16 protein-coding genes are annotated in these 21975 nt (G+C 53.6%); 1 reads left to right on the top strand and 15 read right to left on the bottom strand.

Annotated elements, in window-relative coordinates; all coding sequences use genetic code 11:
- Window positions 1-265: 265 nt before the first annotated feature.
- On the bottom strand, window positions 266-7699 hold the full coding sequence (locus ACTG3Z_RS09185; protein WP_439142690.1) for an Ig-like domain-containing protein: 7434 nt from the start codon (window positions 7697-7699) through the stop codon (window positions 266-268).
- Complete coding sequence (locus ACTG3Z_RS09190; protein WP_439142691.1) at window positions 7699-7887, bottom strand: hypothetical protein; 189 nt, start codon at window positions 7885-7887, stop codon at window positions 7699-7701. Before ACTG3Z_RS09190 ends, ACTG3Z_RS09185 begins: the two co-directional genes overlap by 1 nt.
- A 627-nt stretch (window positions 7888-8514) precedes the next feature.
- On the opposite strand from ACTG3Z_RS09190, the gene ACTG3Z_RS09195 reads away from it, so the two are divergent.
- Complete coding sequence (locus tag ACTG3Z_RS09195; protein ID WP_439142692.1) at window positions 8515-9558, top strand: LytTR family DNA-binding domain-containing protein; 1044 nt, start codon at window positions 8515-8517, stop codon at window positions 9556-9558.
- A 152-nt stretch (window positions 9559-9710) separates the two neighbouring features.
- Here the strand turns inward: ACTG3Z_RS09195 and lpxB are convergent, their stop codons facing one another.
- The 13 genes from lpxB to pyrH form a co-directional block, all read right to left on the bottom strand.
- Complete coding sequence (gene lpxB / locus ACTG3Z_RS09200; RefSeq protein ID WP_439142694.1) at window positions 9711-10868, bottom strand: lipid-A-disaccharide synthase; 1158 nt, start codon at window positions 10866-10868, stop codon at window positions 9711-9713.
- A gap of 3 nt (window positions 10869-10871) precedes the next feature.
- Window positions 10872-11672 carry an LpxI family protein gene (locus ACTG3Z_RS09205; protein ID WP_439142696.1) on the bottom strand — a complete coding sequence of 267 codons (801 nt, stop codon included), beginning with the start codon at window positions 11670-11672 and terminating at the stop codon, window positions 10872-10874.
- Between the two features lies 1 nt (window position 11673).
- Window positions 11674-12474, bottom strand: coding sequence for an acyl-ACP--UDP-N-acetylglucosamine O-acyltransferase (lpxA, locus tag ACTG3Z_RS09210; RefSeq protein WP_439142697.1), 801 nt, complete (start codon window positions 12472-12474; stop codon window positions 11674-11676).
- On the bottom strand, window positions 12471-12929 hold the full coding sequence (fabZ, locus tag ACTG3Z_RS09215; protein ID WP_375266984.1) for a 3-hydroxyacyl-ACP dehydratase FabZ: 459 nt from the start codon (window positions 12927-12929) through the stop codon (window positions 12471-12473). The genes lpxA and fabZ overlap by 4 nt, the downstream gene beginning before the upstream one ends.
- Before the next feature lie 81 nt (window positions 12930-13010).
- On the bottom strand, window positions 13011-13658 hold the full coding sequence (locus ACTG3Z_RS09220) for an OmpH family outer membrane protein (protein WP_439142699.1): 648 nt from the start codon (window positions 13656-13658) through the stop codon (window positions 13011-13013).
- A gap of 34 nt (window positions 13659-13692) precedes the next feature.
- Window positions 13693-16041: an outer membrane protein assembly factor BamA gene (gene bamA / locus ACTG3Z_RS09225; RefSeq protein ID WP_439142701.1), complete on the bottom strand. Its 2349-nt coding sequence runs from the start codon at window positions 16039-16041 to the stop codon at window positions 13693-13695.
- A gap of 116 nt (window positions 16042-16157) precedes the next feature.
- Window positions 16158-16307 (bottom strand): hypothetical protein, encoded by a 150-nt coding sequence (locus ACTG3Z_RS09230; protein WP_439142702.1) that lies wholly within the window; start codon window positions 16305-16307, stop codon window positions 16158-16160.
- Window positions 16308-16414: 107 nt separating this feature from the next.
- Window positions 16415-17758 carry an RIP metalloprotease RseP gene (rseP, locus tag ACTG3Z_RS09235; RefSeq protein WP_439142703.1) on the bottom strand — a complete coding sequence of 448 codons (1344 nt, stop codon included), beginning with the start codon at window positions 17756-17758 and terminating at the stop codon, window positions 16415-16417.
- 49 nt (window positions 17759-17807) lie between these two features.
- Window positions 17808-18974 (bottom strand): 1-deoxy-D-xylulose-5-phosphate reductoisomerase, encoded by a 1167-nt coding sequence (gene dxr / locus ACTG3Z_RS09240; RefSeq protein WP_439142704.1) that lies wholly within the window; start codon window positions 18972-18974, stop codon window positions 17808-17810.
- A gap of 9 nt (window positions 18975-18983) precedes the next feature.
- A complete protein-coding gene (locus ACTG3Z_RS09245) occupies window positions 18984-19802 on the bottom strand; it encodes a phosphatidate cytidylyltransferase (RefSeq protein ID WP_439142705.1) in 819 nt (272 codons plus the stop codon).
- A complete protein-coding gene (gene uppS / locus ACTG3Z_RS09250) occupies window positions 19799-20548 on the bottom strand; it encodes a polyprenyl diphosphate synthase (protein ID WP_439142793.1) in 750 nt (249 codons plus the stop codon). Before uppS ends, ACTG3Z_RS09245 begins: the two co-directional genes overlap by 4 nt.
- Before the next feature lie 15 nt (window positions 20549-20563).
- Window positions 20564-21127 (bottom strand): ribosome recycling factor, encoded by a 564-nt coding sequence (gene frr, locus ACTG3Z_RS09255; RefSeq protein WP_439142706.1) that lies wholly within the window; start codon window positions 21125-21127, stop codon window positions 20564-20566.
- Window positions 21128-21223: 96 nt separating this feature from the next.
- Entirely contained in the window at window positions 21224-21958 is a 735-nt protein-coding gene (gene pyrH / locus ACTG3Z_RS09260) for a UMP kinase (RefSeq protein ID WP_439142707.1), read from the bottom strand.
- Window positions 21959-21975 lie beyond the last annotated feature (17 nt).

The raw sequence follows: 21975 nt of genomic DNA on the forward strand, positions 1-21975 counted from the left end.
TTCAAGAGTTTGCGGATTTTGCCGATGCGTTGCGAATATAACGCTGGCGGTCTGTCTCTCCGCCAAAAAGCCTGTGCATGTCGGTTTTTCGCGCGCGCCCAAAAGAATAGACAAACAAATTCAGCGCATAAAATCACAAAGTTTGTTTTCATAACTGATGTTACCCGCCGACAAAAAGTCGCCAAAACAGACGGCAGTAAATGAACGACTAAGCCCGACACATTTCTGCGCCGGGCTTAGTCTTGTCAGGAAGAATTAGACGTTTTTAGATCGCATCAAACGCGAGGTCGTCTTCGTCGACCTCTTCTTCGGTCGGCATTGTCTCGTCAAGCGTTTCGCCGTTGGAGAGCAACGCCATGATGTCTTCTTCCACTTCGGGCTCTTCTTCGATTGTGAAGAAGATTTGCTCGAAGTTTTCGAAGCTGATCTCACCAACCTGACCCTCTTCAGTACCATCGCTGACGAAGTACTCGCCAGCAGGTCCGACCGCTGGAAGTTCGCCATCAGGCGATGTGCCGCTGAACAGATCAGACAAGGTGTAGTCATTGTCTGGACCAAAGTTCACGAAATCGCCCTCGACTGGGAAGAAGTAGCCGGTTGCATTATCGTCGAGCCCTTCGATGTCTTCCTCGATGCTGTTTGAGCCAACCGCAGTTGTGAAGGAAATCTTGTCCAACTCACCTTCAACTTCAGCACCAGAGAAATGCTCAACGCTGTTGACCGAGTCGATCTCTTGCGTCGGGTACTTTGTGACTTCACCGTTGCCTTCGTCGTCGACATAAACAACGACATGACCTTGATCATCGCCTTGGTAGGTGTCGTCGCCGTCACCGCCAAGGATGTCATCATTGCCTTGCGATCCTTCGATGGTGTCATTGCCGTCACCGCCTTGGATCACATCATCGCCGTCGCCGCCGTCGATGTCATCGTTGCCAAGACCACCGTCGATTGTGTCGTTACCACCATTGCCTTCGATGACATCATCGATGCCATCCGCGCCGTCGACCTGATCCCCTTCGCCGTCGTCAAAGCCAGGGTCCATGACCTCGCCACCATCAGTTCCGTCAACAACACCGTCGCCGCCATCAATCACTTCATCCACGGTAACCGCAACAGTTGCCGTCGAAGACGCACCATCAGGGTCAGAGACCGTATAGGTGATCTCGTCTACTCCGAAGAAGCCATCGTCTGGCGTGTACTCCAATGTACCGTCATCGTTGATAACAACTGTCCCGTTTGGCGCTGTGGCCTCTGTGACCGCCAGTTCCTCAGGAGTGTTGTCTGCATCACTGTCGTTGGCCAGCACATCAATGGTAACGCTGGTGTCTTCATCGGTTTCAGCAGTGTCATCCGTTGCAACAGGTGCATCGTTGACCGGATCAACCGCGATGGTGACAGTCCCAACCGCCGTGTTCCCCTCAGGATCAGAGACCGTGTAGGTGATCTCGTCCGATCCAGAGTACTCAGAATCTGGCGTGTAGGACAGCGTGCCATCGTCATTGATCTCAACTGTGCCGTTCGGAGCTGTGGCCTCTGTGACCTCCAACTCTTCTGGCGTGTTGTCAGGATCAGTGTCGTTGGCGAGCACGTCGATGACAACGGTTGTGTCCTCATCAACATCGGCACTGTCAGGGTTGGCCACGGGTGTGACGTCGCCTTCAGAAACAGTCACTGTCACAATCGCAGTATCCGTGTTCCCCTCAGGGTCGGTGATTGTGTAAGTGATTGTATCCTCACCACTAAAGCCAGCATCCGGCTCATAGGACAGTGTGCCATCATCATTGATGTCGATGATGCCATTCTCCGCCTCTGCGTCAATAACTTCGAGCTGATCAACCGGCGTGTCTGGGTCTGTATCGTTGGCCAGAACGTCGATGACAGTGACATCACCCGCTGTCGCACTTGCAACATCGTCGACTGCGTCAGGAGACAGATCGTCTACAACCGCAGCGCCTGTCACGTTGACAGTCACCGTAGCCGTATCGAAACCACCGTTGCCGTCAGACACGGTGTAGCTCACCGTTGTCTGTACAACCTCGCCGTCTGGCAGGTCAGCAAAGTCGCCTTCATCATCACGGAAGCGCACAGCACCGCTTGATGTGATACGAATTTGGCCACCATTGTCGCCGTCGACCCAAGTTCGCAGGTTTGAAGACCCATCAATCTCGGACACACGAAGTGGATCATCGTTTGGATCCGTATCGTTGCCGAGCAAGCCGTCGTCCCCAGAACCAAGACGCACATTGCCGCCCTCATAGCCGTCAAGATCAATGTCATAGACATCTGCTTGCGCAACTGGCGCGTCGCCAACGGGTTCTTCAGTCACTGAAACCGTCACTGTGGACGTCGCGGAGTTCCCCTCAGGATCGGTGACCGTGTAGGTGATCGTATCCTCACCAAAGAAACCGGCATCTGGCTCATAAGACAGCGTGCCATCGTCATTGATATCAACAATACCGTTCGGCGCGTCTGCGTCCGTGACCTCCAGTTCTTCGAGAGGTGTGTCAGGATCCGTGTCATTGGCGAGCACATCGATTGTGACAACCTCGCCTTCTTCCACGGTCGCGGTGTCAGGATTGGCAACTGGTGCTTCGTCTGGAATGGCCTCCACGGTTACGGCAACTGTTGCCGTGTCAGTGGCACCTGATGGATCGGAGACCACGTAAGTGATGGTATCCTCACCGACAAAGCCCGCGTCCGGCGTGTACTCCAACGTGCGATCGTCATTGATGACGACGGTTCCGTTCGGCGCAGTTGCCCCCGTGACCGTAAGGTCGTCTGGTGTGTTGTCCTCATCTTCGTCGTTGGCAAGCACGTCGATGGTAACAGGCGTTTCCTCATCGGTCGTTGCCGCGTCATCGTTTGCCACTGGCGCATCGTTGACAGGTGCCACGTCCAAAGTGACTGTCCCAACTGCCGTGTTCCCCTCAGGATCAGAGACCGTATAGGTAATCTCGTCTGATCCAGAATATTCAGGATCTGGCGTGTATGACAGCGTGCCATCGTCATTGATCTCGACAGTGCCGTTCGGAGCTGTGGCCTCTGTGACCTCCAACTCTTCTGGCGTGTTGTCAGGATCAGTGTCGTTGGCGAGCACGTCGATGACAACGGTTGTGTCCTCATCTGTGTCTGCTGCGTCAGGGTTTGCAACAGGTGTCACATCCACAGGACCATCTGTGAGGATATTCTCGATCTCTGAGAATTCGATCACAACTGGAAGGCCATCCGCATTCGGATATGTAACCGTGCCGCTTTCACCAATGCCTGTTTCAGGGTCAAACGTCGGATCAGTCTCATCATAAGCGATTTCAACAGGGCCAAGACCCGTTAGGTCAAGCGTATCACCGACCTGCCCGTCCGGGTTGTTGGTTGGATCAATCACGCCTTCTTCATCAGCCTCGCCGCCGACCACAGTGATCGGAGCCGTGCCAGCAACGGTTGGATCAATGGTGAATTCATCGTCACCACCACCGCCGAGACCTGTATCGCCTGCGCCAAGCGTGATGTCGTCATCGTTCAGGCCACCCTCAAGCGTATCTGCGCCTTCACCGCCGTCGAGCGTGTCGTTGCCGTCATTGCCCAACAGAACATCGTCGCCATCGTCGCCATCCAGCAGGTCATCGTCGTCGCCGCCATCAAGCGTATCATTACCCGCGCCGCCAAGGAGTGTGTCTTCGCCTTCGTTGCCGTCTGCAACAACAGGCGCGTCCGCATCAGAACCATCGATCAGATCATCACCGAGACCCGTTTCGATCTGCTCGATTTCGTCAAAGTTGATGTCGGGTGTATCGTCCGTGTCCAGACCATCTACTGTGCCGCTTTCAGGATCGGCTTCAAGAACCACGTCCAGATCACCAAGCTGATCGCTCAGATCAAGAACGTCGCCTTCGTCGCCATTCTCAGGGCCCGCAGGATCACCTGTGGTCCCGTCCGAGCCACCGTCGATGGTAACGTCTACATCAGGCGCGAAGTCGGTTGGGTCGACTGTAAAGACATCATCGCCCAGACCGCCAAGCGCCGTATCCGCGCCGCCAACAGCGATATCATCATCGCCGTCCTCGCCGTTCAGAACGTCATCGCCCGAACCGCCTGTCAGCGTGTCGGCCTCATCGCCGCCCAGCAGGGTGTCATCCCCCGCGCCGCCGTCGATGTCGTCATTGCCTTCGTTGCCGAGCAGCGTGTCGGCACCGTCGTTGCCGCCGATGACATCATCGTCCTCGCCGCCCTCAACAGAGTCGTCACCCAAACCGGCATCAATCGTGTCCGAACCACCATTGCCCAGGATCGTGTCATCCACGCCATCGTCGCCATCGATCTGGTCGCCCTGTGGATCGGTATAGCCAGAGTTCATCAGCTCACCCTCGCCCGCACCGTCCACGATGCCATCGGCCTGTGGGTCGGTCAGAACATCCTCGATTTCAGAGAAGTTGATTGTGACAGGCTCACCCGCGTCGTTGGTGTAGGTCGCCGTACCGCTTTCGCTGGCGCCGGTCGCCGGATCAAAGGTCGGGTCGTCTTCATTATAGACGATTTCCACTTCGCCCAGTCCGCGCAAATCAAGCGTGTCGCCGTCGCCACCATTGGTCGGATCGTTCAGGCTTTCATCCAACTCCCCGCCCACAACTGTGATCGGCGCATCGCCGGTCAGGGATGGATTGACGTAGAACTCGTCATCACCACTCCCGCCAAGCGCTGTATCACCCGCACCGACCATGATGTCATCGTCATCGCCGCCGCCGTCAAGCGTGTCAGCACCCGCGCCGCCAATCAGCGTGTCCGTGCCAGTTCCGCCGGTAATCTCGTCGTCTCCAGCGCCGCCGTCAAGCAGGTCATCGTCCGCGCCGCCATCAACAGTATCGTCGCCGCCACCAGAAGAGATTGTATCGTCGCCACCATTGCCGTCGATCACGTCAGCTTCATCCGTGATCAGATCTCCGCCGCCATCGGTCGGGGCATTGCTGTCGTCATAGCCAACACGCATCACCTCGCCGGTGTCTTCGCCGTCTACGATAGCGTTTGGCTCGGGCACATCCGTCACCGTCACAGCCACAGGCTGCTCGTCAGTCAAGCCACCGGTATCAGTCGCAACAACCGTAACGTCATAAACGCCGTCGCCATTGGCGTCAGTCGGGTTCTCAAAGTCGAGCGGATTGATCGGGCTCAACTCGCCTGTGGCCGGATCGATCTCGAACAGCGCCGCATCATCGCCGGTCAGCGTCAGCGCAACCGGATCACCATCGGGGTCTGTGGTTGCATAGGTTGCAATCGTGCCCGTGTCATCCTCTGCCATGTCCACGGCCGCAGGGCCGGTGACGTCAGGGGCTGTGTTATCCGGATCCTGAATGATCGTCTCGATGCCCTCGAACGTTAGCGTGGAGCCGTCTGCGAAGGTCACCGTGCCGGATTGCGCGCCTGCGTCGTTCGCATCAGCGGATGCATTGATCGTCACCGGACCCGCGCCTGTCAGATCAAGCACGTCGTTGTCTGTGGTATCATCAGGTCCAAATCCGCCAGAGATCACATCGCCCGCACCTTCAGCAGCAGAGCCAACAACAAAGGTGTCGTCGCCGCCTTCGCCGAACATCTGGTCAGCACCGGTCCCACCAATGATCGTGTCATCGCCGCCGTCGCCTTCGCCGGTTTCAAAGAACTGACCGTCGGCCCAGTTGCCTTCAATCGGGTTGATGCCATTGTCGTCACCGGACCCCGTCGCAATTGTAAAGCTGTCGATACCAGAGGAGTTATTAGACAACATGGCTCTGAACGAGTTAAACGCAGCCGGAGACGGACCATCGTCCGGCATCATATAGGTTTCACCATCCGGGCCGCGCACATAATGCACACGGATACCTTGGAACACTTCACCGTCATTCATGGTAAAGTCGGCGGTGCCGCTGCTTACAACGGTGGTGTCCTGAAATCCGCCGCTGATGGAGGACGAAAATTGGTCATTTGAGTTATACAAACCAGATTTCTGAACCGTCACCAGACCAACGAAGGAGCGCTGCGCGCCGGTGAATTCAAGTTCATCAAGACCAAACGAGCGGTCTGTTCCCTCGCCGTCTTGCGAGAACGAAACGCCCGTGATCGCATCTCTGTTTGCATCGTCCAGAACAGGAATATCATTGCCAAGATGGAACGCATCCGTGGAAAACGAATGGTTCCCATTATAGACGGTTTGCGCACTGATACGGTCATAACCGCCGCCTGTGGAACCGGGACCAGCACCCAGCGTATCGCCGGGGACACCTTCGCCACCCGCAGACAGGCTGTTGCCGCTGTCGCCATAGATAACGTCGTCGCCTGCACCGCCTTCGAGGATGTCATCACCCGCTTGAGTACCGGAATCGACCACAACATCGCTAACACCATCCGCGAAGTCACCTGAAATCGTGTCATTGCCCGCGTTGCCGTCGATGACATCATTGCCGGAACCGCCATAGACTTCGTCCGTGCCAAGGCCCGCATTGATCGTGTCGTCGCCGCCATTGCCGAGGATAACGTCGTTATCGCCGTCCGCACCGTCGATGATATCGCCGCCGCTGTTGGTGGCACCCGCCGCATCGTCATAGCTGCGGTTCATCACTTCGCTGGAGTTCTCCCCATCTACGATGCCGTCTGGCGTCGGAGGCAACGGAGCTGCTGGACCTTCAAAGTCATAAGCATTGAGACCGGGCGCGTAGACTGGACCGCCGTTGAACTGTGGACCCACTGATGACCACGTGCCGTCGCCATTTTCGACCCAGTCAGACCGTTCAAAACTTGCCAACTGATCCGCCCGCGGTGTAATGGTGATCCCATCCATATCGATGCCCTGCGCGAAGCCGCCATCGATATTCGTGAGGCCCGAGCTCTCTGCCTGCATCCCGAGGGTGATGTTGTCGTCGCCGAGGCCCAAGTTGACGTTGGCAAGGTTCCAGTTGTCGCCAATAACGACAACATCATCCGCATTACCTGTGTTGATGTTGCCCAACAATCTCACATCGTCGCCGATGGTCAAATTGGCAGGTGTGTTGGTTCCGGCGCCCATGTTGATCGCGTTGTTGATTGTCGCACCGTCACCGATGGTGAGGTTCTTTTCGCCACCGCCGCTGAGGACATTCAAAGGTGCAACCATTTGGAGGTTATCACCAAACGTGACGTTCACGTCCACGTTGCTGCCACTCGACGCATTGAAGCTGCCGTTAACATCGGCGTCGTCGCCGATTGTGACATCGGCATTGCCAACGGACGTCGCGGTCACGTTGCCGTTGAAGGTCGCGCCGGATCCAAAGTTGAAGTCAGCGTCCGCGCCGTAGTTGTTAATAGGGCCGTCGATTGTGACATCGTTGCCCGCGTTGATTGTCAATGTGCCCGTGTTACTCATGCCTGTGGCATCGATGTCGCTCAGTGTTGCACCGTCGCCGACGTTCAGGGTCAGGTTTTCACCGTTTGCGTCGATGTTATACCGAGAGAAATCAGTGCCCGCAGGGATGTTTACCGTCGGTTCGATGTCACTGCCAAAGCCGCCAAGTGTAAGTTGCCCGAATGTGCTGCCACCATCAGGGTCACCCAGAACGTTCACGGTGACATCAGGGCCGCCATTGATCGTGATGCTGCCCATCATCCCCGTGGGGATGTTGATCACGTCACCTGGTCCGGCGTTGATGGTGGTGTTGGCAAACTGGCTGCTTGGGATTTCTACGTCGATAACTGGCATTAGTATTTTCCTTCTACGAAGTGAACGCGGCCTTGCGCGCTATGATCATTGGTTTTCTCGCCGTCGACGAGTTGCCTGTTCTGTGGTTCGGTGAATAAGACGCGGCCGATCGTCCCGGCCTCGATGGAAAAGATTTCGCCCGAGGTTGCTGTATGGGTTTCGCCCGTAGCAGGAATTGTAATCGGCATAGTCAGGTCTCTTAGTCATAAGGCGGCGAGCCGGATTAAGGCGCGGTCCCGCGAGGTTAAGTTTGGTCCGAGAAGCACGGGTTTCGCGCGAGAGCCGGACAATACTTCTCCGGCCCGTCGAATGACGGATCAATTTAGAAAAATGCGATGAGTGGGGTGGTGAATTCGCTAAACGCGGGGTCAGGCGGCAGCCTGCTGTCTTATGCGTTAAGAAAGATAAGATCTGTCTTTTCGCGACCCTAACTTAAGCGAATTTAGTAGAATGTGGCATCCTCTACTCCCGTTTCTATTTTTGGCCTTAACTCGGCCATCATGTGGCCCCCACCACGTGATCAGACTTAGAACCAAGCGAGGTTGCTCTCGAAAGATATAGCAGCAATCCCGAAAGAACGCTCACAGGCCCATGGTCTATTTGCTGGAAGGAAGAGGCGCGCCCATGAACCCCCAGCGTCGCAGAGAGCCATTAGCCAATCAAAAATGTCGCGACGCACTCGCGACTGCCCGTAAATGTCTACTAGCGACGTAAATTTTCGTGAAATTGTGCGCGTTTGTCGTAAATTTTGCACATCAACGTCGTGAATAAACACTCACGTCACTTAACGCCTCGACTTTATAAAAGTTTTACCAATGCAAACTAAAACGAACAGCCTCAAGTCACTGGATTACGAGGCAGGTCAACACAGAGAAATGACGGACGTTTCAGCACAATCAGACTATTTTCGCGTCGTATCTTCATCTGGTCACGCCTTTTACACGCGTGCCGTTAGCGCATCACAGTACGTGCTTGACCCGGTCTTCATACAGTTCATCGTGCTTAGCATAGCGCTTTACTCTTCGCTGATGCTGGCTATGGACGTTCCCATCACGGCCCAGTTTATCCTTTCAGGAGCAGGCGTTGTCGCAACTTTTTTCTCTTTGGCTTTGGTCATAACCATATATATCGCCGTAGCCTTTTCGTTTGGAATTAAAACGATCTACACGCCTATCCTGCTGATCCCTATGCAGCTCTTGAACACCGTTTTCTTCGAATACATCTTGCATCTTTTCGAGCAAAGCACCGCTGAAAGTTTTAACAGCATGTGGGAGATCGCGCTGCGCACGTTCATTATTATTATTTGTCTCGACATTTTTCACGCAAAGTTTGTGGCGCCACTTCATAGCTTGTACATCCCCACAGAACAGTTTGAAAATGAGACGGCACGCGTAGGCAGCACGTCCAGCCTAGTTGCTGCACCAATAGGCACGCCAGAATCAGCGCCGGGCGTCGAGCACGTTAGCAAAACGGCAAAACCTCAGGTTGCGCTTGACACAAAGATAGAGGATGCTGCCAATGCTGTCCGCTCTGTTCTAAAGGTTGGTTCGAAGAGTTTTGACATAAACACGCTTCAGTTCATCCGCTCTGAAGATCACTATCTAGTGGTTCAGCATGGTGACCAAAGCACTATGGTACGCGGCAAACTTCGCGACATTGAGGCACAGATCGATGTCTCTTACGGTGTACAAGTGAACCGCTCAGCCTGGGTCGCTTATTCTGCGATAGCTTCAATCAACGAACCATCAAACGGCACGCTTGAAATCCTGCTCAAAGACGACACCGTGGCTCGTGTCTCAAAAGCAAGGCGCGTTTTCTTCACGCACAGTTATGAACAGTACCTTGCCAATTTAATGTGAAGAGATCTGTTTTGATGGATGGCCTCTGCCAATGTCAATACGAGCTAGATCGACTAACGAGAGAGATGATCTAAGAAGCGGCGAAAGGGGCATTCAGCGGATTTCAAGGAGTGTAATGCGCTTGCAATGATCCGAAATTCTGAGCCATGCGCTCAGTGGTGGCTTGCGTTTTGGCTAAGTCCGGAAAGCACTGCTTTTGCTGCGCGCACCCCCGGGGCTTCACCATCTTGGCCAAGGCGCTGCATTGTCATTTGCATTGCCGCTGCTTGCCTAGAGGGATCGTCAAATACATCAAGCAAACCCGTAGCAATACGTTCTGGCACACAGTCTGCACCAATAAATTCGGGGACCGCGCGCGTGTCAGAAACCAGATTGACCAAAGTCACTGTATCGACCTTCAGCATTCGCCCAATCACCTGACGTGAGAGCCAGTTCATATCATAAGCAATCACCATCGGTGTGCCTACCGCCGCCAACTCAAGCGACACGGTGCCAGAAGCGGCCAGGGCAACATTGGCGGCCTTGAACGCTGCGCGCTTTAGCGCCTTATCTTCCGAGCGTATAATCAACGGCGCAACAGACCAATCAGCAACCGAATTGCGCACAAGCTCTTCCACAGGTGCTGCGGCGGGAATAACGACTTTCAAATTTGGATGCGCCTCAAGTACCGGTTCCAAGGCTTTGCCAAATATCGGCGCAAGGCGAGAGACTTCTCCGCGACGCGACCCCGGCAAGACCAGCGCTAAAGGTGCAAGCGGCTCAATACGATGCGCTTCGCGAAACGCGTTCGCTTGATCTTGTGTGGCTTGCGGATCCATCACAACAGGATGCCCGACAAAGTCACATCGCATGCCAGCGGCTTCCATATACGGCGGCTCGAACGGGAAAAGCGCGAGCACTTGATCGATATGGCGCGCCATCTTCGCAGCACGCCCTGCCCGCCAAGCCCATACCGTCGGCGCAACATAATGCACACAGCGTACTTGGCTCTTTGCCTTTACAAGTTTGGCGACACGCAAAGAAAACTCTGGCAGGTCAATCGTAATTAGGACGTCCGGTTGGGTCTGCACGACTTGATCTGCCGTTTGTGCAATGCGCGTTTTCAAATGGCGATACTGCGACAGGATCTCAGAGATCCCCATGATCGAAATCTCTTCCATCGGGAAGCGGCTTTTCAGCCCAGCTTCACTCATGCGCGCGCCGCCAATACCATCAAACTCGACCTCTGGTACAAGGGCTTGCAAACCTTCCATCAAAGCCGCGCCAAGCTTGTCACCGGATGGTTCACCCGCAATGATAAACACGCGCATTGCTTAAAATTCCTGTGCAAACAGAGTGAGACCAGCAGCGTCAGCGATCCGAAGTGTTTCTTCTTTTTCCAGCACGATCACATTGCCAGCAGATAGGACAATGGCTGACGCACCAGCGGCGTACGCCGCCTTTACAGATTCAGGGCCAATTGTTGGCATATCAACACGCAAGTCCTGTCCCTTTTTGGGCGCTTTGACAAACACGCCACCGGTCTTGCGCAAATGCTTCGCAGTTCGGCTTACAAAATCAAGCAGAGCATCAGTGCCTTGAAGCGTTTCAATCCCAAGACAGAGGCCATGTTCTACAACAACGCCCTGCCCGACATCCAAAGGCGCAAGCGCATTCAAAATGTCGATGCCACGATCTGCATCCATCTTCGCCGTTTGGCTAAGGGATGGCCCTGCGAGCAAACCCGCTGTCGCTGTCAGACTCGGGTCAATCTCATGCGCGCCACGTACAGCAAAGCCTTGCTCTTCAAAAATCTCAATGACCAAGCGCAACAAGGTATCATCGCCCCCTTGCATCGCAGCAATCAAGCGCGGTGCAAGGGCCGTCATCACATCATCAAATGCATGAGGATCAAGCGGAGGGCGCGACATGGCACCGGCCATCACAACTTCGCTCACATCTTGCTTCTTGAGAGCGGCAAACAACGCGCCCATTTTCTCGAAGGCAAACTCTTGAGGGGCTTCCCCCAGATCATGCTCGACGCCTGAAAAGCTGATTTGAATCGCCTCAGGACGCTTCTGTGCGAGTCTTAACGGTAAACCACCTGAACCGGAAAGAATGGCCAATCGCGCCATATCAACCACCCGGAGTGAGGAAAGAACGATCCGTAGCGCCGGTAACAAATTCAACTATGTGGTGCACGTACTGACTGTCGCTGTCATCGCCCATGCGCTTTACGCGATCTTGAAAGGTGCCATCGCCTTGCGCCATCATTTGAAAGGCTGCACGCAATGCCATAATGTCTTGCCGCTCTACGCCGCGACGTTTCAGACCGACCAAGTTCAGCCCATCCAGCTGACCACGCGGCGCTTGAACAAGACCGTAAGGGATCACATCATTTGTCACCATCGTAACAGCGCCAATGATCGCGCCTTTACCAATTCGCACAAATTGATGAATTCCCGCAAGTCCGCCAATAATAACGTCATCCTCGATGATGCAGTGACCTGCGACAGCGGCGCTATTCACAACAATCACGTTGTTGGCCAAAATAACATCATGGGCGATGTGACAGCCGGCCATCAACAAACAATCATCGCCAATCTTGGTCAAACCACCGCCACCTTCAGTGCCCGTATTCACAGTAACATGTTCGCGAATGCGGTTACGCGCACCAATCTCGAGGCGCGTTATCTCACCACCAAATTTCTTGTCCTGAGGAATCTCCCCCACGACGGCAAAGGAAAAAACGGTGTTCTCATCGCCAAGCGTTGTTTGACCTTTGATGATCGCATGGCTCATCAATACGCATCGCGCACCCATCTTTACGTCAGCGCCTACAAAACAGAATGCGCCAATCACGCAGTTCTCGCCGATGACAGCGCCATCTTCGATCACGGCACTGGCGTGAATGTTTGCGCTAGGATGAATGCTCATGCAGGCAAGTCCATCATTGCTGTGAACTCAGCTTCAGCCGCCATTTCACCATCTACGCTTGCGACGCCCGAGAACTTCCAAACCTTACCACCAGGTTTGCCACGCACGGTCGTCAAATCCATTTTAAGGACATCACCAGGGCCGACTTTGCGACGGAATTTGCATTTGTCGATGGCCATAAAATAGACCTTCATCTCTTTATCAGCCATATCGAGCGCCGTTCCCACCATGACTGCGGCAGTCTGCGCCATCGCCTCAACGATTGTAACGCCCGGCATGATCGGCAGACCTGGGAAATGACCCTGAAAATGTGGCTCATTCATCGTGACATTCTTTATGCCAACCGCAGTTTTCGTACCATCAATGTCTTGAACTTTATCCACCAACAAGAACGGATAGCGATGCGGCAAGATGCGTTGGATCAGCTGGATGTCAGCACTGAGAAGATCGCTCATAAAAAGGCCCTTATGGTTTAATTTGGCGTCCCATTGGTCCTAGCAACTGCGCGAAAGCGGGGCAAGGCTCCAGCAGGTTTGTTAGTTGTCGATAGGGACTTGTTCTTGGCCCAGATTAGGCACCGGCAAGGGTTCGGGCATCTGTTCTGGCAAAAGTTCAGTCTCTGGTGTGTCATCCTCAATAGGTGCGAGCAATTCCTCAAGCGGCATACCCTCGCCCAGCCCTTCGTCAATGCGCGCGATGGCTTCAAGCGTTACATCAGACGCATCAGCACTGACAAACACAGCGCGACGATCCAGAATGACACTTGCGCCCTTTTCTATCATCAAACGCTGCATATACGGAGCAATCGTGAACAAAAAACGACGCTCAGCTTGCTCTGAGAGCTGTGTTAGGGTCCGTATTTTCTGATCTTGCTCATTACGCGCGCCTGTGACTTTGACGTCAAACGCATCTGCCAGATCGCGAAACTCCTCGGGCGTCATCGTTTCGCGTATATCTGTCAGCTCGCCTTCTTCGATAGCTAACTCTTGCTCAATGCGACGGTTTTCAGCAGCCAACCGGCGGCCACGTTCCGCAATCTCGCGCGAGAGGCTTTGGCCAAACTGCGTTTCCGAATACAAACGCTCACGTTGAATAGTGAGAACTGGAATTTCGGGTAAGGAGAACGCGTTGAGTTGCGCTGACAACCCGCTTGGAGCCATCACAGCAATGGATAAAGCCGCCAAAAGAGACCGGCACACTCCAACCTTGCTGCGTCTATTAGAACTTTGTTGAGATCGTAAGGTCAAAGGTTTGCTCCCTGTCGCCAACTTCCTTGGAGAGCGCTTTGGTAAAGTTAAAGCGCAAAGGACCGATCGGTGTTTCCCAGAACAATGATGCACCCACCACCTGACGTGCGGCAAAGCCTTCGTTGATGACATTCGCATTGGTTTGATCAAGCGACCAGAGCGAGCCTACGTCATAGAACACACCGCCAGAAATGCCATACTCTTCAGGCAAGCCAAGTGGGAACTCCGCTTCGAAACGCGCCACTGCAAACATGTTGCCACCAAGCGCATCATCCACATTGCCTGTTACTTCGCGTGGGCCGATTCCGCTCGGCTCAAAGCCGCGCATGACAGAGGAGCCCATAAAGAAACGTTCCGTCGAGCGACCAGAGCCACTGAGGAAGTTGATCGCTCCACCTTCTAGCGTCGCGCGCAACGTCACTTCTTCGCTCAAGACTTTTGTCTGAGCAATGGCTTTCGCAGTGGTTTTTACAAAGCGATTGCTCTGATCCAGAACGCCAAAATCTTGGCCAAACTCAAGCAAAACACCTGCGTTCGGGTTCAAACCCGTGCGGCGTGTGTCAAAGCTATAGCTGTAGCCAATCGAATTTGAATACTCGATCCCGCGCGCCACCTCATTGGAAATCAGCGCGCCGGCATTTGCCCCTAGGTCTGTCATTTCTGTCAGATCGAGCGTGTAGCGCACTTCCATTCGGCCATTTTCAGACACCGGAAAGTTGAAAGACGGCTGGAATTTACCAAGATTGGTATCGTAAGTCGCGTTCAGGTTGTCTGTCTCGATATAATTCAAAACAAACCCAAAACGCAGATCACGACCCAAGAATGCGGGTTCGCCAAAGGTAAGTGAATACTCGCGATTATCGACGCCCGTGGTCACGCTTAGGCCCAATTGCTGGCCGCGCCCCAAGAAATTGCTTTCATTATATTTGATCAAAGCACCGGGACCCGTGGCACTGGAATAGGTACCACCAAAGCTCAGCGAGCCGGTGGTAGTTTCTTCCACATCCACATCAATGACAACTTGATCCGGTGCAGAGCCTTCGCGCGCTTCAACATCTGCTTGACCGAAGAAGCCAAGGGCCCGCACGCGTTCCGCGCTTTCGCGGATCTCACGTGGGTTAAATGGATCACCTTCGACAATTTTGAATTGGTTGCGCACAACACGGTCAAGCGTTGTCGCGTTACCCTCAATGTCGATACGCTCGACAAAGACGCGCGGACCACGGACCAATGCAAACTCAACATCCAACGTCAAATCGCGATCATTTCGCGTAACGCGCGGCTCTACTCGTACAAAATCAAGTCCAAGTCTAATGGCCAAACGTTCTAGACGCGCGATGGAGTTTTCCACCAGCGATGGTGAATACACAACTCCGGGACGAATCTTTAGCGCAGCTTGGAATTCTGCCTCATCAGCATCGGCAATTTCGGAAACAGTCGTGATTTCACCGAATTTAAATTGTTGGCCTTCTTGTACGTTGAACGTCACAAAGAAACCGTCACGTTCTCGCGCCAGTTCCGCGTTCACGCTTGTTGTTCGAAAATCTACGTAGCCACGGCTCAGATAAAAATCACGTAGGACTTGCTTGTCGAACTCAATTCGGTCCTCGGCAAATGTATCGCGCTTTACGAATGCGCGCAGCAAGCCAGCTTGCTTGGTATCCAAAACACGGCGCAAACGGCGGTCAGAATACACTTGGTTGCCAACAAAACCGAGCCGTTCGATTTCGGTCAAACCGCCCTCAAAGATTTCAAACACAAGATCAACGCGGTTGTCAGAGCGGCGAATAATACGTGGAGTGACTGTCGCGGTGAGACGACCCTGCTGAGAATACGCTGTCGCGATCTCTGCGGCGTCACGTTCTGCGGTGCTCGGATTAAACACGCGGCGCGCTTGGCTTTGCACGACAGTTGCCAAATCGTCGTCCTTCAAGCGGCGGTTGCCTTCAAAATTGATCCGGTTGATCGTTGGGTATTCTGTTACTTTGATCACAAGACGGCTGCCTTGTGGTTCGATGTCTACGCTTTCGAACAAACCGCTTTCCTGCAAACGCTGAAACGCGCCGTTCAGATCCGAGCCAGAAACGCTCTGCCCGCGAGCGATTCCCGCATATGACAGAATAGTCGATGGTTCGATGCGCTGGTTGCCTTCGATCGAAACAGAGTTGAAGCGAAACTGCTGCGCCTCAGCGATGCTCGGCAAAGCGACGTAAGCCACTGAAAACCCTAAGGCAATCGTCGCGATACCAGACCGAAGGGCATTTACTTTACGTGCTCGCATTGCGCGGCGTTTTTCACCGCTTGCTTTTATATTGATCATTATACCGATCCAACAGACATCCCAGATAAGATCTGAGTAGCTCTATTGGTCGATATTGTCAAAAGCACATAGGCCAAATTTCGCAAACACTCGAAACGGTTAGCGCCTAGACGGTCCTACAAGATGAAGGGGTTGGCAAAGCTCACTGACGCGACATAGGCCGAAAGCGCGAGACAAAGCGCAAGCATCCCGAAATACAAGAAACGGTCCCAATTAAGCGACAGCAAGAAGCCAAGACTACGTGTGCCAGAATGGATTAGTTGCATGTCATCACTCGTTTTCAAAACGCTTTTGCGCAGGGTTTTCTTGCTCTACCTCACAAATATTCGACAAATATGGCGAAAACTGGGCGGAAAGCAGCTTGTTTATTGTCCTACGGACAGAACAAGTCATTCCCCAAGGCAAACAGCATGAGCGACAGGATGACCATCAAACCAATCGACATGAATACGCGCAGGACTTTGTCACTTGGTGGCTTTCCCGTCACCGCCTCATAGGCGAAGAACACAAGGTGTCCGCCATCAAGCACTGGAACGGGGAAAAGGTTCAAAAGACCAACCGCTGTTGATAGAACCGCGATAAACCAAATGAAGCTCATTGCGCCTTGGCTCGCCATTGCGCCAGACGTTTGCGCAATTCCAATTGGACCCGACAAATTACAAGAACTAATCGCCCCTGTCACCATGTGATACATGCCTGACAACGACCCCTCGATCACACGTTGGGTCTGCAAAGCACCATTCTTGAGTGCTGTGAGCGGGCTTGTTGGCTGGGTCGCTGGTTCAAAGAAAAAGCCACCCGCCACACCAATGCGCCACTGTGTGACGAACGTGTTGTCCGCCTGCGGTTCATCCACGCGTTTAGGGGCAAGCGTGACTTGACGCGTCTCACCTTTATTCCAAAGGTCCAAAAGCAGCGGAGCCCCCTCGCCTGTTTCGACGGCCTCTTTGAGTTGTGAGAAGGCAAAAACAGGCGCATCGTCAATAGCGGTGATCACATCATCGACCCTCAAGCCCGCACTGAGCGCCGCAGATTGTGGCATCACACTCGTCACCAAAGCCGGGTAAGGATAAGGGCCCATCACGTCTAGCTCTGCGCCATTACGTCCTACAGTGTAGGTGACAGAAGAAGTCTTACTGATAGCCTGTTCAAGCGCGTTAAACCCTGCGCCATCCTCAAAACTAGGGACTGGGATACCATCGATCGCAAGCAACTGATCACCAACTTGCAGTTCCTGCACTGCCGGCATCTCGCGGAGTGCGCCGACAGCAAGCGGATCAGCTTCCTCACCGCGCCACATCAAAACTGCTGCGAAAACGATGATAGAAAGGGCAAAGTTAAAGATCGGACCGGCCGCAACAGTCGCAGCGCGGGCCCAAAGCGGCGCACCAGGCATCGTGCGGCGTTTGTCCGCATCACTTAGCTCACGCACGGCTTCACCATCTGGCGCACTGGCTGCATTGGCGTCGCCCATGAACTTTACGTAGCCGCCAAAAGGAAGTGCCGCAAACTGCCAAACAGTGCCATGCTTATCCACACGACTGAACAAGACCGGTCCGAACCCGAGCGAGAAAACTTCCGCATGAATGCCAGACCAGCGCCCGACGATGTAGTGACCATACTCGTGGATTGCGACAATCACAGAAAGCGCCAGCACAAATGCCAGAAGTGTCCAGATGACACTGCCAAATTGCGGCAAAAGCCCCAGAATATCCATGTGGTTTACGTCCTTTTGCTGCTCACGCGTTTTATTTTACGATCGGGACCTAAGTCCCTACGATGATCTCATCCGCGCTCTTACGTGCGAGATGGTCCATCTCTAGCACGCTATCAAGGGTCATTTCGGCATTTGTGAGACCAGATTGCGCAGAAAGACGGGTCAAAACCTCTTCAACGACCTCTGCCATTTGCATAAAGCCGATCTTTTCTGCGATAAAGTGATCAAGCGCGCGCTCTTTCGCTGCGTTGAAAACTGCGCCAGTATGTCCACCCGCTTGCATAACTTCACGCGCAAGACGCAGTGCCGGCCAACGGGTTTCATCTGGTGCCCGAAACGTCAGTTGCGAGAGCGCGGCCAGATCAAGGCGCTCCACGGGAAGTTTGCGCCGCTCAGGCCAATGCAAAGCAAATCCAATCGCGTGGCGCATATCAGGCGGACCAACATGTGCCATAAGCGCACCGTCGTTAAACCCAACCAACGCATGGATCATGGATTGTGGATGCACGAGCACCTCAATGATATCTGGTGCAACTTCGAAAAACTCACGTGTTTCAATAACTTCCAGTGCTTTATTAAACATAGATGCACTGTCGATAGTGATGCGCTGCCCCATGTCCCAATTCGGGTGTGTGGCCGCTTGCGCAGGCGTGGCACCCGCAAGTTTTTCCATTGGCCAATCGCGAAAAGCACCGCCGGATGCGGTAATGATTATCCGCTCAACCGCTTTCATATCTTCGCCAATCAGGCCTTGGAATACTGCGGAATGTTCACTGTCGACAGGCAACACGCGTGCGTCGTTTTGTTTGGCGGTGGCTTTTACCAAAGCGCCGGCACAGACCATGGATTCTTTATTTGCCAAAGCCAATGAAGCGCCTTGCTTCAACGCTTCCAAGCCAGGAGCCAATCCAGCCGCACCTACGATAGAGGACATCACCCAATCGGCGTTTCGCGCACCCGCTTCGACAAGCGCCGCTTGGCCGGCAGCGGCTTCAATATCACTGCCGGCCAATGCATCTCGCAAATCCTCAAGCAAATATGGGTCAGCCGTCACAGCGACATCAGCCCGTAAGTCCTTTGCATCTTCAGCAAGTTGTTTAATATTGCGCGCACCGGTCAGCGCAACCACGTCATATTCGTCTGGCGCCCGCTTGATCAAATCAATCGTGTTTTGCCCAATGGAGCCCGTCGCCCCGAGTATTGAAACCTTGCGCATCGCCCTGCTCTACCCAACCACACTTGGCGGAAAGTCGAGGAAAAGCTCAACAATGATCAAGAGTAACGCTGCGCCCAACATGCCATCAAAGCGATCCAGCAATCCCCCATGTCCCGGGATAAGATTGGAACTGTCTTTCACCCCCACATGACGCTTAATCGCGCTTTCTGCAATGTCACCAAGTTGAGCCGCAAGCGCCGCAGCGACTGAAACCGCAATGACCGTAAAACTACCACCATACAGCGCCGCAAATATTGACCCCACGATTGCAGCACCAATCCAACCGGCAATCGTGCCTGACCATGTTTTCTTGGGGCTCACAGCAGGCCAAAACTTCGGACCGCCAAAAATGCGCCCTGCAAAATACCCTGCAACATCACTCACAATAACAACGATCAACAACCATGCCATCCAGACAATGCCAAAGTCATCGCGCAGCGCAATCAGGCTGAACCCCGCAATCAAAATCATCGCAGTGTAGCTCATAAAAATTCGACGGCCTGTAAATGGGCGCGGACCTGCGGACAGCAATGAAAAGCCAACAAAACTTGGGGCTAGCAGCAACGGTAGCAGCAGTGTCGCGTAAGGCGCATAGCTTGCAGCGAACAACGCAAAACCGCTAATGAAGGCAAGCCAGATCGCGCGCTGCGACCCCGCACCGTGCAACATACGCACCAACTCCCACACCATCAATCCGCAAGACAATGATACAAGACCATGTATCCAGACCCCGCCTGCCCAAACCGCGACAATGCCGATTACCAGCATACCAATCGCGCTGAGCAAACGCGGCGCCAGATCGCCCCATTTGGCGCTGGCATCGCTCATACTTTTACGCCGCCAAATCTGCGATCTTTTGTGCCATATTTGGACGTTAGTGCCCCAAACTCTTCTGCCGTGAAGTCGGGCCAAAGTGTATCGATAAACTCGTATTCAGCGTAGGCTGACTGCCATAACAAGAAATTCGAAATTCGTGCTTCACCACTGGTCCGAATTACAAGGTCTGGATCAGGTAAAACACATGTATCTAAATATCTTGGAAGCGTTTCTTCATCTACTGTTTCGGGATCAAGATTGCCGCTAGCAACATCCTGTGCAAGACGCTTTGTAGCGCGCGCAACCTCGTCGCGCCCCCCATAGTTCAAAGCAATAGTAAGATGAACTTTGTCGTTGCCTGAGGTGATCAGTTCTAAATTGTCCATCAACTCAATGAGCTTATTGTTCAGCCGAACCCGATCACCGATAAAACGCACCCGGACACCCGCGTCTGACAGTGCACGCGCTTCTTTTGTGATATAGCGTTGAAACAGCTTCATAAGGCCCGAAACTTCAACCTGCGTTCGCTTCCAATTCTCTGTCGAGAACGCGAAGATTGTCAGGTATTTCACGCCATTGGGGGGACAAGCTTCCACAATTTCGCGAACACGTCGCGCGCCAGCATGGTGCCCAAATAAACGCGGACGACCTCGCATTTGCGCCCAACGGCCGTTTCCATCCATGATGACGGCAACATGTCTCGGACCTGTAGCATCACCCTGCTCTGGGCTTACATCGGGATGACCTGATTTTTCCAGAGCAGCGACCACGCGTTAAACCTGCATGATCTCGGCTTGTTTAACTTCAAGCGCGGCATCAATGGCCTTGATCGCGTCATCAGTCATCTGTTGTACCTCGGCTTCCCAGAACTTTTGGTCGTCCTCAGAAATTCCGTCGGCTTTCGCCTTTTTAATCTGATCCATCCCGTCGCGACGCACATTACGCGTCGAAACCCGCGCGCTTTCAGCATATTGCGCAGCAACCTTAGTCAGCTCGCGGCGGCGCTCTTCATTCAGCTCTGGGATAGGAAGCATAATGATCGTGCCATTTAGTTGAGGATTAATCCCCAAGCCACTCTCACGAATGGCTTTTTCGACTTTGCCAACCAGCCCTTTATCCCAGACGTTAATCGTAACCATGCGTGGTTCAGGAACGTTTACTGTGCCGACTTGGTTGATCGGCGTCATGCTCCCGTAGGCATCGACCATGACAGGTTCCAGCATAGATCCAGAGGCGCGGCCTGTGCGAAGACTGGCAAATTCGGTCTTCAAACTCCCCATCGCGCCTTCCATACGGCGTTGAAGATCATCGGTATCGAGCATGAAATCGTCGGACATAGTGCTTTCTTAGCCTCGCAGAAGTCGTTTTTATTGTTTTAAGTCAGCATTTGCGACTTGTATAGGTCCGTTTCTTTGGCACACGCCTTAAGGCGCTCAATCTTGCACGCGCGTATACGTACCCTCGCCGGCAAGAATGCCTTTAAACCCGCCGGGCTCATCCAGCGAAAACACAATGATTGGCAGGTTATTATCACGCGCCAAAGCAATTGCGGACGCGTCCATCACACCGAGGTGTTTTTGCAAAACCTCATCAAAGCTTACTGTTTCATACCGCTTGGCATCTGCGTGCTTCACAGGGTCTTTGTCGTAAACGCCATCAACCTTTGTGCCTTTAAAGATCGCTTCACAAGCCATTTCATTAGCACGCAACGTCGCAGCAGTATCTGTCGTGAAGTATGGGTTGCCCGTGCCCGCAGCGAAAATACAAACACGTTTCTTTTCGAGGTGACGCACCGCGCGGCGGCGAATGTAGGGTTCTGCGACCTCATTCATAGTGATCGCTGAAATCACACGCGTATGGATCTTTAATCCCTCAAGCGCTGATTGCATCGCAAGTGCGTTCATCACAGTCGCGAGCATGCCCATGTAATCAGCTGTCGTCCGCTCCATCCCTTGCGCAGAGCCTTGCAAACCGCGGAAAATGTTGCCACCACCGATGACCATACAAATCTCAACGCCCATATCGTGAACGGTTTTGACTTCTCGCGCGATCCGCTCAACCGTTGGCGGATGCAGTCCAAAGCCCTGATCACCCATCAACGCCTCTCCGGAAATCTTAAGCATAACGCGGTTAAACGTTGTTCCGTCGGCGGTGGTGAGGTCGGTCATATTGAACTCCAAGTTCT

Source organism: Planktotalea sp., assembly GCF_965659345.1.
GTDB lineage: Bacteria > Pseudomonadota > Alphaproteobacteria > Rhodobacterales > Rhodobacteraceae > Planktotalea.

Bases quoted from the DNA above. Each gene is read 5' to 3' on its own strand.
- ACTG3Z_RS09185 (WP_439142690.1), bottom strand. From the start codon at position 7,699: ATGCCAGTTATCGACGTAGAAATCCCAAGCAGCCAGTTTGCCAACACC.
- ACTG3Z_RS09190 (WP_439142691.1), bottom strand. From the start codon at position 7,887: ATGCCGATTACAATTCCTGCTACGGGCGAAACCCATACAGCAACCTCG.
- ACTG3Z_RS09195 (WP_439142692.1), top strand. From the start codon at position 8,515: ATGCAAACTAAAACGAACAGCCTCAAGTCACTGGATTACGAGGCAGGT.
- lpxB (WP_439142694.1), bottom strand. From the start codon at position 10,868: ATGCGCGTGTTTATCATTGCGGGTGAACCATCCGGTGACAAGCTTGGC.
- ACTG3Z_RS09205 (WP_439142696.1), bottom strand. From the start codon at position 11,672: ATGGCGCGATTGGCCATTCTTTCCGGTTCAGGTGGTTTACCGTTAAGA.
- lpxA (WP_439142697.1), bottom strand. From the start codon at position 12,474: ATGAGCATTCATCCTAGCGCAAACATTCACGCCAGTGCCGTGATCGAA.
- fabZ (WP_375266984.1), bottom strand. From the start codon at position 12,929: ATGAGCGATCTTCTCAGTGCTGACATCCAGCTGATCCAACGCATCTTG.
- bamA (WP_439142701.1), bottom strand. From the start codon at position 16,041: ATGATCAATATAAAAGCAAGCGGTGAAAAACGCCGCGCAATGCGAGCA.
- ACTG3Z_RS09230 (WP_439142702.1), bottom strand. From the start codon at position 16,307: ATGCAACTAATCCATTCTGGCACACGTAGTCTTGGCTTCTTGCTGTCG.
- rseP (WP_439142703.1), bottom strand. From the start codon at position 17,758: ATGGATATTCTGGGGCTTTTGCCGCAATTTGGCAGTGTCATCTGGACA.
- dxr (WP_439142704.1), bottom strand. From the start codon at position 18,974: ATGCGCAAGGTTTCAATACTCGGGGCGACGGGCTCCATTGGGCAAAAC.
- ACTG3Z_RS09245 (WP_439142705.1), bottom strand. From the start codon at position 19,802: ATGAGCGATGCCAGCGCCAAATGGGGCGATCTGGCGCCGCGTTTGCTC.
- frr (WP_439142706.1), bottom strand. From the start codon at position 21,127: ATGTCCGACGATTTCATGCTCGATACCGATGATCTTCAACGCCGTATG.
- pyrH (WP_439142707.1), bottom strand. From the start codon at position 21,958: ATGACCGACCTCACCACCGCCGACGGAACAACGTTTAACCGCGTTATG.